This is a genomic window from Thiomonas sp. UBA7699 (assembly GCF_002482605.1).
Classification (GTDB): Bacteria; Pseudomonadota; Gammaproteobacteria; order Burkholderiales; family Burkholderiaceae_C; genus Thiomonas; species Thiomonas arsenitoxydans.
In genome coordinates this window covers 166,125-178,685 of record NZ_DLGH01000009.1, presented here as the reverse complement: position 1 = coordinate 178,685, position 12,561 = coordinate 166,125, and the positions used below count along the sequence as shown (strand labels likewise).

Annotated in this window: 12 protein-coding genes and 1 tRNA gene; 10 read left to right on the top strand and 3 right to left on the bottom strand. The window is 68.1% G+C overall.

The genetic code is table 11. From position 1 onward, the window contains the following. Positions 1-185 precede the first annotated feature (185 nt). Genes B3H47_RS03995 through traI form a run of 3 tightly spaced genes read left to right on the top strand, consistent with a single transcriptional unit; the run spans position 186 to position 3,232 of the window. Positions 186-785: a hypothetical protein gene (locus B3H47_RS03995; RefSeq protein WP_286986141.1), complete on the top strand. Its 600-nt coding sequence runs from the start codon at positions 186-188 to the stop codon at positions 783-785. Beyond that, on the top strand, positions 778-1,089 hold the full coding sequence (locus B3H47_RS03990) for a plasmid mobilization protein (protein WP_286986140.1): 312 nt from the start codon (positions 778-780) through the stop codon (positions 1,087-1,089). The genes B3H47_RS03995 and B3H47_RS03990 overlap by 8 nt, the downstream gene beginning before the upstream one ends. Further along, positions 1,064-3,232 (top strand): TraI/MobA(P) family conjugative relaxase, encoded by a 2,169-nt coding sequence (gene traI / locus B3H47_RS03985; protein WP_286986139.1) that lies wholly within the window; start codon positions 1,064-1,066, stop codon positions 3,230-3,232. Before B3H47_RS03990 ends, traI begins: the two co-directional genes overlap by 26 nt. Before the next feature lie 29 nt (positions 3,233-3,261). On the opposite strand, the gene B3H47_RS03980 is transcribed toward traI, so the two are convergent. The 3 genes from B3H47_RS03980 to B3H47_RS03970 all read right to left on the bottom strand — a co-directional run bounded on the left by B3H47_RS03980 (position 3,262) and on the right by B3H47_RS03970 (position 4,214). Continuing rightward, the gene (locus B3H47_RS03980) at positions 3,262-3,597 is read right to left on the bottom strand and encodes a type II toxin-antitoxin system RelE/ParE family toxin (RefSeq protein WP_286986137.1); all 336 of its coding nucleotides are present in this window, start codon (positions 3,595-3,597) and stop codon (positions 3,262-3,264) included. Next, positions 3,594-3,863 carry a ribbon-helix-helix domain-containing protein gene (locus B3H47_RS03975; protein ID WP_286986135.1) on the bottom strand — a complete coding sequence of 90 codons (270 nt, stop codon included), beginning with the start codon at positions 3,861-3,863 and terminating at the stop codon, positions 3,594-3,596. The genes B3H47_RS03980 and B3H47_RS03975 overlap by 4 nt, the downstream gene beginning before the upstream one ends. Before the next feature lie 273 nt (positions 3,864-4,136). After that, positions 4,137-4,214 (bottom strand) — tRNA-Arg (locus tag B3H47_RS03970). A 96-nt stretch (positions 4,215-4,310) separates the two neighbouring features. Between B3H47_RS03970 and B3H47_RS03965 the strand changes: the two genes are divergently transcribed. The 7 genes from B3H47_RS03965 (at position 4,311) to neuB (ending at position 12,399) form a co-directional block, all read left to right on the top strand. Further along, positions 4,311-5,795, top strand: a complete 1,485-nt coding sequence (locus tag B3H47_RS03965; RefSeq protein ID WP_286986133.1) for a lipid II flippase MurJ — start codon at positions 4,311-4,313, stop codon at positions 5,793-5,795. 12 nt (positions 5,796-5,807) lie between these two features. Then, positions 5,808-6,629 carry an aldolase/citrate lyase family protein gene (locus B3H47_RS03960; RefSeq protein ID WP_286986132.1) on the top strand — a complete coding sequence of 274 codons (822 nt, stop codon included), beginning with the start codon at positions 5,808-5,810 and terminating at the stop codon, positions 6,627-6,629. Positions 6,630-6,646: 17 nt separating this feature from the next. Beyond that, entirely contained in the window at positions 6,647-7,204 is a 558-nt protein-coding gene (locus B3H47_RS03955; protein WP_286986131.1) for a sugar transferase, read from the top strand. A gap of 43 nt (positions 7,205-7,247) precedes the next feature. After that, positions 7,248-9,050 carry an asparagine synthase (glutamine-hydrolyzing) gene (gene asnB, locus B3H47_RS03950; protein WP_286986129.1) on the top strand — a complete coding sequence of 601 codons (1,803 nt, stop codon included), beginning with the start codon at positions 7,248-7,250 and terminating at the stop codon, positions 9,048-9,050. Beyond that, the gene (locus B3H47_RS03945) at positions 9,047-10,477 is read left to right on the top strand and encodes a UDP-glycosyltransferase (RefSeq protein ID WP_286986127.1); all 1,431 of its coding nucleotides are present in this window, start codon (positions 9,047-9,049) and stop codon (positions 10,475-10,477) included. Before asnB ends, B3H47_RS03945 begins: the two co-directional genes overlap by 4 nt. 4 nt (positions 10,478-10,481) lie before the next feature. Next, positions 10,482-11,186, top strand: coding sequence for a cytidylyltransferase domain-containing protein (locus B3H47_RS03940; protein ID WP_286986125.1), 705 nt, complete (start codon positions 10,482-10,484; stop codon positions 11,184-11,186). 82 nt (positions 11,187-11,268) lie between these two features. Beyond that, positions 11,269-12,399, top strand: coding sequence for an N-acetylneuraminate synthase (neuB, locus tag B3H47_RS03935; protein WP_286986121.1), 1,131 nt, complete (start codon positions 11,269-11,271; stop codon positions 12,397-12,399). The last annotated feature ends 162 nt before the right edge of the window (positions 12,400-12,561 follow it).

Genomic DNA, 12,561 nt, shown 5'->3' with positions numbered 1-12,561 from the left:
CCAAGCAGAGTCAAAGAGGGCACAGCTTGTCCCCGCGTCGCAGAGTCATGTGAACAGGGGCAAGGTAGGGCCGGGTATGACACGGCGCTTGCGCGCTGTGCATCCCGGCCACCTGGTCAGGCTGCGCCCGACACCCGAGTTTTGCCGCGTTCGGCACTGCGTGACTCACACAAAAGGAGTAGATGATGGTCAAAAAATCAACGCCACTCGACCGGCTCAAAGCTGCTGCCGATTTGACGCAACAACTGAAAGCCAAGCGCACCGGCGCAAGCGCACTTTGCGATACGTTCGTGCGCGCCCACATCGACGACATCCGCGAGCTGCGAAGCCGTGGCATTTCCATCGCTCGCTATGCACGTTTGATTGCACCCGGTCTGGAGGTGCGCCCGGCGGTGCTGGAAGCAGCCATTCATCGCGCACTCCCGGAGCAGATCGCACAGCAGACACCGGCACCGGCAGAGCAACCTGCCAAGCCGACCTCTGAGACAACGCAGCTAGGTGCCAGGAGCGATGCACCGTCCAGGGCCACACCGCCTGAGCGGGGCGCGGCAGATGCTTCGCGACCTGCTGCGCCCCGCTCGCTGCGCGGCCCAAAGGCCAAGCCTGTCCCGGCGGGCAAACCGGTTCAGCACTCCAAGTTCGCCAACACCATCCTGCCCGACTGGGCGGACTACTCCGACCAGCGGTTCGACGAGTCCGACGACGACTACATCTTCCGCAAGGCGCTGGAGATGCCGCCGGAGACGCAGGCCAAGTTCATCGGGGAGCATGACCGCCATGCGTGAGCGCAGTGCCATGCTGACGCTGCGCGTCACGCCCGAAGAAGCCATGCTGATCCGCCAGGCTGCCGATGCCGCCCTGCTGACGGTCAGCGCCTACCTGCGCACCAAGGCCCTGGGCGGTGATGTCTATCTGCCCCGGCTACAAAGCCTGCAAGCCGAACTGCGGCGGCAAGGGGGGCTGCTCAAGCATCTGAGCGCACAGGGGGCACTGTCGGCACAGCCCACGGCGCAGGCGCTGGCCGACTGGCAGCGCGCGGTGCGCAGCATCGAGGAGATGGCGCATGCTCGCCAAGGTCATCGCCCGTAAGTCCCCGGCGCGGGGCTTTGGCGAAGCAGTGCGCTATATCGCCCGCGACAACCCAGAGCAGGCCGACGAGCCGCGCCCGGAGATGGGCACGCTCGGACTGGACTGCCCTTTGTCAGATGCGCAAGATCGTGCGCTGGCCGTGGGCATCCTCGATGCCACAGCCGCCGCTGCCCGTAGGCCGGGCCGCAGCAGCCCGGTCTATCACGCCGTGCTGGCCTGGCAGGGTGCTGAGCATCCCACGACCAAGCAAATGCAGCAGGCGTGCGCGCATGTCATGAAGGCCCTGGGCTTCGAGGGGCATCAGGCGGTGTGGGCCATTCACCGTGACACCGAGCATGACCATGTGCACCTGGTCGTGAACCGGGTGCATGCCGACGGGCGCACGGCAGAGGTGCCCCGGCGCGACTGGCTGATTCTCGACCGCGCGATGCGTGAGATCGAGGTGCAGCAGGGATGGCGACACAGCCCCGGCCCGCACGTCGTGCAGGACGGCAGCATCACGCGCCTGAGCCGCGCCGAGCGCAGGGCGCGCGGCATCGGCCAGGACGGCCCGCACCTCTCCCCCGGCGCAGCGGCGGCAGCGCACCGGGAGGGCGGCGCGCTATCGTTCCAGGAATGGGCGGCAGGCGGGCCAGCCAAGGCGATCAAAGCCGTCATCGACACGCCGGGGGCGACCTGGGAGCGGGTGCATCAGCAGGCGGCGCGCTATGGGCTGGCGATCCAGCCTAAGGGATCGGGCATGGTCATCACCACCACGATGGACGATGGGCGAGTGTTGGCGGCCAAGGCGTCGCAGATGGGGCGCTGGGCGAGCAAGGCGGCGCTGGAGAAGCGCCTGGGGGCGTATCAGCCGCCACAGGGGCCGCTCCCCGCAGCGGGGGTGTCCTATCAGAAGGCGCTCGACGCGGACAAGGCACTGGGCACCGGGCAGAGCGCCCGGCGCGGGGTGGAATCGGAGGAACGCACGGCGCGGCGGGCGCAGCGGGCAGCGGCACGCAAGGCGCTGGCCGGGCGGTTCAAGGCTGAGCAGGACACGGCCCGGCAGGCACGGCCTGCACAGCGGGCGGCGCTGGTGCAGCAGCACCGCGCGCAGCGGCAGGAGTTGGCCAGCATGCTGCGGCAGGAACGCAAGGCCCTGCCCGAGCAGGCACGGCAGACCGGCCAGCCGCTGGCGGTGGTGCAGTCGCTGTGGGCGCTCAGAGCAGCGCAGGAACGTGAAGCCTTGCAGAAGCGCCAGGCGGCAGAGCGCAAGGCGCTCTCGGCGCGATTGCCGAAACAGGAGGTCTGGCGCAAGTGGCTGGAGCGTGAGGCCGAGCGTGGTGATGAAGCGGCCAATGCCGCGCTGCGCGGCATTCGCTATCGCGAGCAGCGCCACAAGAACAAAGCCATGGACGGCATCGAAGGGGAAGAACTCGACCCGCTGCGCAAGCTCAGTCTGGCCGGGTTTGATGCGCAGATCGACACCCGGCGGCAGCTTGTGCTGTATCGGGGCGCGGACGGGCGGGAGAAGTTCACCGACACCGGGCCGCGCATCGTGATGCACGACAAGAGCGACGAAAGCCTGGAAGCCGCCTTGCGCATGGCGGCGCAGAAGTTCGGCGGCAAGGTGGACATCACCGGCAGCGCCGAATTCCGGGAACGCGCCGCCAGGCAGGCGGTGCGGCTGGGGATCGAGGTGGAGGATGCTGATTTGCAGCACGTCGTGGCCGACGAGCGGGCGAAGATGCAGCAGGAGCGCCCGTCGCCCTTTGTGGTGCGGCCCGTCACTCAGGCGGAGATGGATGCAGAGGCCAGGCAGCGGCAGCAGCGCGTGGCCGAGATACTGGCACGCGCCGGGCAGTTTGAGGCCGCCGCCGAGCTACTGGCACACGGCGGGCACGCCAAGGCCGCCGGGCAGCCAACATTCCCGGAGGTGGATGCGGCGCTGCACGCCTGGCAGAACGCGGCCACGGCGCAGGCACGGCAGCAGGCCGTGGCGCGGTGGATGACCGGCATGGAGCGCATCGAGCGCCAGGGCGGGGACGCGGCCGCCGCCAACGCGCACAGCCGCAAGGTGCTCGGCGGGCGTTATGCCGGGTTCATGGGGGATGTGGCGATCGCTACCCGGCAGCGGCAGCGCAGCGGGCCGGGCATCGGGGGCTGAGAAACACTGGGGGCGGCCCAGCGTATTGATCAGGAGGTGTCCTGCGTCGAGCCGTCTTCGGAGTCATTCTGCAAGAGGGCTTCGTAATCTTGGCCACCGTAGAACACGCCCATGATGGAGACTTGATCGGCTTCTACATCGAACGCAATCACGGTGCGCTTTTTGTAGTGGGTGATGCGCAGGCCAGGCCGGATGTCGTCGCGCATCGTGCCGCGAAGGGGGAACGTGCACAGACTTTCGCAGTAGCTCACGATCGCCTCGGTATAACGCGCTGCGATGTCGGGTGAAGCGGCAGCGGCAATGTAGCCATACAGCGCTGCAAGCTGTTCCTCGGCTTCAGGGGTGAAGACAACGCGATACCTCATCGGGCCTTGGCATGTTCTGCGGCAAGGCGGGCGCGCACCTGGTCCACCGTCACGGCGCGGGATGGGTCTGCCTTGAGTGCGTCGTAGGCCGGTCCGACCTGCTGCTGCAGCCAGCTAGCGACGGCGCGGTCCCGTGCCAGCAGCGCCCGTAAACCATCACGGATGACTTCGCTTTCGCTGGCGTACTCGCCGGTACGCACCTTGGTTTTAACCACATCGGCCATGTCATTCGGCAGGGTGATGCTCAGTTGTTGCGTGGTTCGCATCGTGACCTCCAAACAAATCAATAGGATTGCATCCTACTCTGGGGATGCCGAGTCGTCCACGCTCATCGGGATAGGCGAAGCGCAACAGGCTCCGGCCCGACAACCGCATCCTCATGGAGGGGGAATCCAGGGGTGTCCAGCACGGGGTTGCTTTGGTGCAGTTTGGGGGAATCTAAGGGGAATCCGGGGGAAATACACCCCTCAACAGGCGAAAAAAAGCCCACATTGTTAGTGTGGGCTTGTTCTCTAATGCCTTGATTTGCTTGATAAAACTGGTGCGCCCGGCAGGATTCGAACCCACGACCCCTTGGTTCGTAGCCAAGTACTCTAATCCAGCTGAGCTACGGGCGCTAAAGAGCGGAATTATAGACATACTTCGATGAGCGCGTAAAGCCCCCTTGTGTTTCCCATCGGCCTAGGAGGCTGTCGCAGGCACAATGCCCGTCCATGTCGATGTTGCGTATTTTCTCGCTCAGCCTGCTGCTTCTGGCGGCCAGCCGCCTGCTGGGGCTGGTGCGTGACGTGGTGGTGGCCACGCAATTCGGCCTGAGCGGCCACGCCGACGCCGCGCTGGTGGTGCTGTCCTTTCCCGATCTCGCGGTGAGTCTGCTGTGGGGGGCGGCCATTCCGGCCGTGATGGTGCCGCGCATGGCCGGGCGCGGTGCGGCGCATATCTCGGCGGAGGGCGCGCGCTGGTCGCGGCTGGCTGCCCTGCTGTTCATCCTGGCGGGCATGGTCGTGTGGTGGGAGCGGCTTGCGATCGTGCATCTGCTCGCCCCCGGGCTGAATGCACCGGAGGCGGCGCTGGCGGCGCAGACGCTGGGGTGGTCGGCCCTGGTCGCCCTGCCTGCCGGGGCGGTGGCGATGGTGGGTAACGCCATGCTGCAGGCCCAGGGGCGCTTGCAGTGGCAGTACACGGGCCAGGTGGTGTTCAACCTCGGACTGATCGGCGGACTGATCGTTGCGGCGCAAACCGGCCAGTTCGCCTGGGTGGCCGGCGGGGTGGTGATCGCGGCGCTGGCGCGACTGCTGCTGATGCGCAGGGCCAGTCGCGCCGCGCTGCCCGCAGCGGCACCGGGCCGCACCTGGCCGGACGCCGCCAGCCTGCACGCGCTCGCTCTGGCGCTCGCGGCCTCCGGGCTGACGGTGCTCTACACCCTGGCGGCGCGCGCCCTGATGTCGGATGCGGGGCCGGGGCAACTCGGGGTGTTTCAGTATGCGCAGCGGGTGGGCGAGTTGCCGCTGCATACCGTTTTCGCGGTCGCTTCGGCGCTGGCGCTGGCGCGTCTGAGCGCTGCGGAAAGCCAGGGCGATTCCGCCCGCGCGCAGTTGGAGACGCGCCAATGGCTGCGGGCGATGCTGTGGCTTTCCGCTCTCATCGCGCTGGCGGGCATGGTGGCGGCGCCGGGCGTCATTCGCCTGCTGTTCGGCTGGGGCCGCATGACCGCCGAGGCGCAGCAGCAGATCACCGAAGCCATGCGCTGGATCTTGCTGTTGTTGCCGCTGCAGGCTGCGCAACTGGTACTGGCCACGCGGCTAAACAGCCACCGCCGTATCGCCGATCAGGTGCTGGGTTACGGCGCGGGGCTCGCCGCGCTCGCCCTCGCTGGCGCCCTGCTGCCGGTCACGTCTTGGCGCGGCTTGGCGGCGTATGGCGCCGCCTGGGGGGCGGCCACCGCGGTGCTGTGGTGGCGGCTGGCGCGGCATCAGGCCGATGCGCAGTGGCGCAACGCGGGAGTGCTGCTGGCGGCGCTGCTGGTGCTGGCGGCGGCAGGCGCTGCGCTGCGATTGATGCCGCTGCCCTGGGCGCTGGATCTGGCCTTGGCCGCGGTGCTGTTCGCAGCTGGCGTGTGGGCCTTGCTGCGCTTCGATCCGCTGGGACGGCTGGTGCGCGATCGCTACACTTCCCGTCGGCTACGCCGCGCTGCCTGAACCTTGCTCAAGATGGACTTCATCCAAATCACCAACGATCCCGACTTTGCCGCTTTCGCCGTGGGCTGCGGCGTATCGCGCATCATGGTCGATCTGGAGCAGCACGGCAAGCAGGAGCGCCAGGGCGGCTTGGGCACCTTCATTTCCGACCATGTTCCGCAGGACGTGGCCCGCGTGCGTCAGGCCGTGCCGAAGGCGGCGCTGATCGTGCGCATCAATCCCCTGCATGAGGCCAGCGCCAACGAGATCGATCTGGCCATCGCCAGCGGCGCCAGCCACCTCATGCTGCCGATGTTCCGCAGTGCCGACGCCGTGGCTCAGTTCGTCGCCCTGGTGGCCGGTCGTGCCCAGACCATCGCCCTGCTCGAAACCCGCAATGCGCTGCAAAGCCTGCCGCAGTGGGCGGGTCTGGACGCGTTGGACGAAATCTACGTCGGTCTCAACGATCTGCACCGAGAACTGGGCCTGCGGTTCATGTTCCAGCCGCTGGCGGACGGCGTGGTCGATCGCGTCGCCGCCGTGGCGCAGCAGCAGGGCAAACGCTTCGGCTTCGGCGGCATCGCCCGGCTGGACGAAGGCCTGCTTCCCGGACGCGTGGTGCTGGGCGAGCATCTGCGGTTGGGTTCGACCAGCGTGATTCTGTCGCGCACCTTCAACCGCGAGCGCATCGAAGCCCCCGATTCCGACTGGCGGGCCATCTACGCCGAAGAAATCCATCGTCTGCATCATGCCGTGCAGGTGCTGGCGCAGCGCGAGCCCGCCGAGATCGAGAACGATCGGCTGCTGGCCGTCGATCTCATCACCCGCGTCGCCCAGAGTCTGGGCCAACGTTGATGTTGCGCTGAACCTCCGTGGCCAAACGTCTGTTCGACATCGTGCTGGCGCTGCTGGCGCTGTTGCTGTTCTCGCCCGTGCTGCTCGCGGCGGCGCTGTCCGTGTGGCTGGACTCCGGCCGCCCGGTGCTGTTCGCCCAGACCCGCGTGGGACGGGGCACGCAGCCCTTTAAGCTCTACAAATTCCGCAGCATGGTGGTGGACGCCGCGCAGCGGGGATCGCACAGCACCGCGCAAAACGATCCCCGCATCACCCGCGTCGGCCGCATCCTGCGGCGCACGAGCATAGACGAACTGCCGCAACTGCTCAACGTGTTGCGCGGTGACATGAGCCTGGTCGGCCCACGGCCCGACGTGCCAGCGCAGCGCGCCAACTACACCGAGGAACAATGGGCGCTACGCCACAGCGTGCGCCCCGGCATCACCGGGCTGGCGCAGGCCCTCTACCGCTCGAGCGCCACGCCGCAGCAACGGCTGCAGGCCGATCTCGACTATGCAAGACACCACGGCCTGCTGGTCGATCTGCGCATCATCGGCCTCACCGTGGTGCAACTGTTCCGGCGCAACGCCAACTGACCCGTCAAACTGACCCGCGCCGTCAAAGCGCGACAATCCCGCCATGTGTGGAATTTATGGATTTTTCGACCGTACCGGCCGCGTTCTCCGCGACCAAACCCTCGCCGCGATGGACGCCAGCCTCGTCCATCGCGGCCCGGATGACAGCGGCGCCTTCACCGCTCCAGGCGTGACGATTGGCAACCGAAGGCTCTCCATCATCGACCTCGCCGGTGGGCACCAGCCCTTCGTCAGCGACGACGGGCGAATCGCCCTGGTGCAGAACGGCGAGATTTTCAACCACGTGGAACTGCGCGCCGAACTGCAGCGCCGGGGCGTGCGCTTCCACTCCGATCACAGCGATACCGAGGTCTTGCTGCGGTTGTTTGAACGCGAAGGGCTGGGCTTCCTGCCGCGGCTCAATGGCATGTTCGCCATCGCCATCTGGGACGGGCGCGATCCCGAAAACCCTCGGCTGCATCTGGTGCGCGACCGCATCGGCGTCAAACCGCTGTTCGTGCACGACGACGGCAGGCAGGTACTGTTCGGCTCCGAGATCAAGGCCGTGCTCGCCGCGCTGCCGGGCCGGTCGACGCTCGATCTGCCCGCGCTGCAGCACTACCTCGCCTACAACTACGTTCCGCCGCCCTTCACCCTGTTCGCGGGCGTGCGCCACGTCATGCCGGGCACGGTGCTCACTGTCGATGGCGCCGGCAGCCACGCCCGCCGCTGGTGGAGCCTGGCGGAGCAGACACCCGTGCCGCAAACCTTCAGCGCGTGGCAGGAAGAATTCCTCGACCTGCTCGACGACGCGGTGCGCCTGCGGCTGCGCGCCGACGTGCCCTTCGGCGCCTTTCTCTCGGGCGGGGTCGATTCCAGCACCGTCGTGGCGCTCATGGCGCGGCATGTGCGCGAACCTGCGCGCACCTTCTGCATCGGCTTTCCCGATGCGCGCTACGACGAATCGCCCTACGCCCGCGAGGCCGCGCAGCGCTTTGGCGCCACGCACCGCGAGCGCATCGTGCAGCCCGACATGCTCGACGACTGGGCCCGCGTGCTATGGCACTGCGACCAGCCGCACGGCGACGCCTCGTTCATGCCCACGCGCAGCGTCAGCCAACTCGCCGTTCAGGATGTGAAAGTCGTGCTTACCGGCGACGGCGGCGACGAGCTGTTCGCCGGTTACGACAAATACGCCAGCTTCATGGCCGACCCCGCGCTGCGCGACCTGCCCGCGGCCGACTTCGCGCGGCACTACGTGGAGCACACCGGCCTGTTCGGCGCGCAAGCCCGTGCGGCGCTGCTGCAGCCCTGGCTGCGCGCCAAGCTGGCCGATGTGGACAGCGAGCGCGACGTAGCCGCGCCCTGGTTCGAGCAGGCGTCGCACTTCGACCGCGTCAACCAGATGCTGTTTCTGGACATGATGTTGCTGCTGCCCGGCAACAACCTCGTCAAGCCCGACCGCATGGGCATGTCGGTGTCACTGGAGGCGCGCACGCCCTTTCTCGATTGGCGCATGATGGAGTTCGCCTTCCGCGCGCCCGGCGACACCAAGCTGAAGGACTGCGACAAGAAGCACTGGTTCAAACGCGCGGTCGAGCCCCTCATCGGCGCCGACCTCGCGCACCGCAAGAAGCAGATGTTCACCGTCCCCATCGGCGAGTGGTTTCGCGGGCCGCGCAAGGCCTGGCTGGCCGAATTGCTGTTCGCCCCGCAGGCGCTCGGCGCGCGGCTGTTCGAAGCCGACACGGTACGCAAGCTTTTCGACGACCATGTCTCGGGCGCGGCGAACCACACCCGCGAACTGCGCGCGCTGGCCGCGCTGGAACTGTGGGCGCAGCAGTTCGAGCCCGAGATTCCCGCATGAGCCGGGCGCAGCGCATCCTCGCCGTGGCCTATGGCGGCGGTCACATCGCCATGATGCTGCCAGTGCTGCGCGCCCTGCGCTCACGGCAGCCCGATCTCGACATCACCCTGCTGGCTCTCACCACCGCGGCCCGCGTGGCACGCGACGCCGGCGAGGCTCCGCTGGGGTACGCCGATCTGCTGCACTTGCTATCGCCCGAAGAACAAGCTCAGGCCCTGGCACTGGGCCGCGCACTGCAGCCGGGCAACACCCATCCCGACATTCTTGAAGCCGAAACCGTGGCGTATCTGGGCATCAACGCCTGGGATCTGCGGCAGCAACTCGGCGTTGCCGCAGCCGATGCGCTGCTCGCGGCGAAAGGTCGGCAAGGCTTCCACCCGCTGCATTTTTTTCGCCGCATCGTTGCCCATCTGCAGCCCGATCTGGTGCTGGCGACCAATTCACCACGCAGCGAATCTGCCGCGGTCGTTGCCGCCACTGAGGCCGGTATTCCCAGCCTGGTCATGCTCGACCTATTCGCCTTGCCAGGCGATGCCTTCGCCGCGCGCAAGCGCTATCCCAGCCGGGTCTGCGTGCTGTCTGAAGCCGTGCGCGACAACCTCGTCCGGGCCGGATGGCCGCCCGAACGCATCGCCGTCACCGGCAACCCGGCCTTCGACGCCCTCAATGCCCCGCAAACCCGCGCGGCAGGAATCGCGCTGCGCGCCGAGCTGGGCGCCCCACCGCAACGCCTCATCCTGCTCGCGCTCCAGCCCGAGCCCGCCACGCATCCGGCCTCTCCCGGTCGCCGCGGCGACCCGCGCCTGCCCGAACGCGTGCTGCAGGCTTGCCTCGACAGCGTGCGCGCGCATCCCGACTGGACCCTCATCGTGCGGCCGCACCCTTCGCAAACCCTGCCTGCTCGGCACGACGACCCGCAACTCCGCCTGTCCCTACCGTCCGAGCCGCTGCACCCGCTGCTGCACGCGGTGGACGCGGTCATCACCGGCACCTCCACCGTCGCCCTCGAAGCCCATCTGGCGGGCAAGCGCGTGCTGCAACTGCTCGATTCCATCGCCGCGCCCGCGATACCTTATCTCGCGCTGGGCGTGGCCGATGCCGCGTGTCACCTGACCGATCTGCCGCAGACGCTGTCCCCCCTGCTCGCGCAGCCCAGCATGAAGCGCGCAGCCGTCCGCGACGGCCCCGCCGCCGGGCCGCTCCAAGGCGGGCGTCTCCCCCTCCCAACCTCCCCCACGCCGTGGGGGAGGAGTGGCCGCTCCCTCTCCACTTGTGGGCAGGGCCGGGGTGGGGATGACCCCCTCGGGGGGCAGCGAGGGCAAAACCCGAGCGTGGGGGCGCCCAACACCGCCGCCGACCAAGTGAGCGAGCAGGCGCTGGCCCTGCTCGCAGCCCATCCACACCTCACCCCAACCACCCCGGCCTGAGCCCATGACCACCATCGCCACGATCTGCGCCCGCGGCGGCAGCAAAGGGCTGCCGGGCAAGAACATCCTGCCCTTCGCGGGCCTGCCGCTTATCGCGCACAGCATCCGCTTTGCGCTGCAGCACCCCGCCATCAGCGCCGTGTATGTGTCCACCGACGACCCAGAGATCGCGCGCATCTCCCGCGAGGCAGGCGCCGTGGTGCCTTATCTGCGCCCGGCGGAACTGGCGCGCGACGACACCCCCAAACTTCCGGTCATCGAACACCTCGTGGCCTATCTCGAAGCGCAGGGTCAGACCATCACCCGCATCGTCGATCTGCAACCCACCTCGCCGCTGCGCATCCCCGCAGATCTCGACGGCTGCCTCGCCCGCGCCGCCGCCCCGGACGCGCCGGGGCTGGTGCTCAGCGTGTTCGACAGCGGCTTCAACCCCTATTTCAACCTCGTCGAAGAGCAGCCCGACGGCAGCGTCAGCATCAGCAAGGGCGGCGGACTGGGTGCGCGGCAACAAGCGCCCAAAGTCTGGGCGCTCAATGGTTCGATCTACGTCTGGCGGCGCGAAGCCCTGGCTCACGCCGCGCAGCACGGCCTGTGGAGCGTGCCCGTAGCGGCTTACGCCATGCCGCCGCAACGCTCGGTGGATATCGACACCGCCGACGACTTCGCCCTGGCCGAGTGGCACTATGCCCGGCAGAACTCCGGAACCTAGAATGAAACAACCCCCTGACTCGCTACGCTCGCCTCCCCCTGAGGGGGTGTCAGTTCCTTCGGGACGGCCGTGCGGAACTGACATGCCCAACAACCGCGTCTTGCTCATTGCCGAAGCCGGCGTCAACCACAACGGCCAACTCGACCTCGCGCTGCAACTGGTCGACGCCGCCCGCGCCGCCGGGGCCGACGCGGTCAAGTTTCAGACCTTCCGCGCCGAAGACCTCGCGCTGCCCGGCACCGCCACCGCCGCCTACCAGCAAGGCGCCACCGGCGAGACCGATCAATTCGCCATGCTGCGCAAGCTCGAACTCAGCGCCGAGCAACACCGGATCATCGCCACGCATTGCGCGCGCGTGGGCATCGAGTTCATGTCCACCCCGTTCTCGGAAGACGCGGTCGATCTGCTGGTCAGCCTCGGCGTGCGGCGGCTGAAAATTTCGTCCGGCGAAATCGTCAATCGCCCGCTGCTCGCCAAGGCCGCCGCCACCGGCTTGCCGCTCATTCTCTCCACCGGCATGGCCACCCTGGCCGAAGTCAAGCAGGCCGTCGGCTGGGTACGGGCGGCGTGGGCGCTATATGGTTCACCCCTCTGCGAAGACACGCCTGACCCCGCTGCCGGGCCGCCCCAAGGCGGGGGGGGCAGCCCCCTCGGGGGGCAGCGAGGGCAAAGCACGAGCGTGGGGGCCTCTGCGCTCACCCTGCTGCAATGCACCTCCGCCTACCCCGCGCCGGATGACGCGCTCAATCTGCGCGCCATCGCCACCCTGCGCACTGAGACCGGCCTGCCCACCGGCTATTCCGACCACAGCCTGGGCAATGCCGCCGCGCTTGCCGCCGTGGCCCTGGGCGCCTGCGTAATCGAAAAGCACATCACCCTCGACCGCAATCTACCCGGCCCCGACCATCGCGCTTCCAGCGAACCGGCCGAGTTCGCCGCGCTGGCGCGCGACATCCGCCGCATCGAGACCATGCTGGGCGACGGCATCAAGGCCCCGCGGCCTGACGAGATCGACGTGCGCGCCGTGGCCCGCCGCAGCGTGGTGCTGGCCACGGCCCTGCCCGCAGACGCCGTGCTGCAGCGCGAACACCTGCAACTGCGCCGCCCCGCCAGCGGCATTCCCGCCGCCGAGCTGGATGCCGTCATCGGCCAGCGCCTGCGCGCCGACACCCCGGCGGGCGCCGTGTTGCAGTGGGAAAACCTCAAGGGCTGAAACGGAACCTAAAGCCGTTTCAGGCTTCAGCAGCCCGGCGCATCCAAGCGGGTCTGCTCGGTCGCGAGTAAAACCGGCAAAGCGTTCTGCACAATATTCCTAAGGGGCTGAAGAGCGGATTTATTTCCGTCATCACACGATATGGAACCTGATTTTGCGCAC

Coding starts and splice junctions, on each gene's coding strand:
- B3H47_RS03995 (WP_286986141.1), top strand. CDS start 186: ATGGTCAAAAAATCAACGCCACTCGACCGGCTCAAAGCTGCTGCCGAT.
- B3H47_RS03990 (WP_286986140.1), top strand. CDS start 778: ATGCGTGAGCGCAGTGCCATGCTGACGCTGCGCGTCACGCCCGAAGAA.
- traI (WP_286986139.1), top strand. CDS start 1,064: ATGCTCGCCAAGGTCATCGCCCGTAAGTCCCCGGCGCGGGGCTTTGGC.
- B3H47_RS03980 (WP_286986137.1), bottom strand. CDS start 3,597: ATGAGGTATCGCGTTGTCTTCACCCCTGAAGCCGAGGAACAGCTTGCA.
- B3H47_RS03975 (WP_286986135.1), bottom strand. CDS start 3,863: ATGCGAACCACGCAACAACTGAGCATCACCCTGCCGAATGACATGGCC.
- B3H47_RS03965 (WP_286986133.1), top strand. CDS start 4,311: ATGTCGATGTTGCGTATTTTCTCGCTCAGCCTGCTGCTTCTGGCGGCC.
- B3H47_RS03960 (WP_286986132.1), top strand. CDS start 5,808: ATGGACTTCATCCAAATCACCAACGATCCCGACTTTGCCGCTTTCGCC.
- asnB (WP_286986129.1), top strand. CDS start 7,248: ATGTGTGGAATTTATGGATTTTTCGACCGTACCGGCCGCGTTCTCCGC.
- B3H47_RS03945 (WP_286986127.1), top strand. CDS start 9,047: ATGAGCCGGGCGCAGCGCATCCTCGCCGTGGCCTATGGCGGCGGTCAC.
- B3H47_RS03940 (WP_286986125.1), top strand. CDS start 10,482: ATGACCACCATCGCCACGATCTGCGCCCGCGGCGGCAGCAAAGGGCTG.
- neuB (WP_286986121.1), top strand. CDS start 11,269: ATGCCCAACAACCGCGTCTTGCTCATTGCCGAAGCCGGCGTCAACCAC.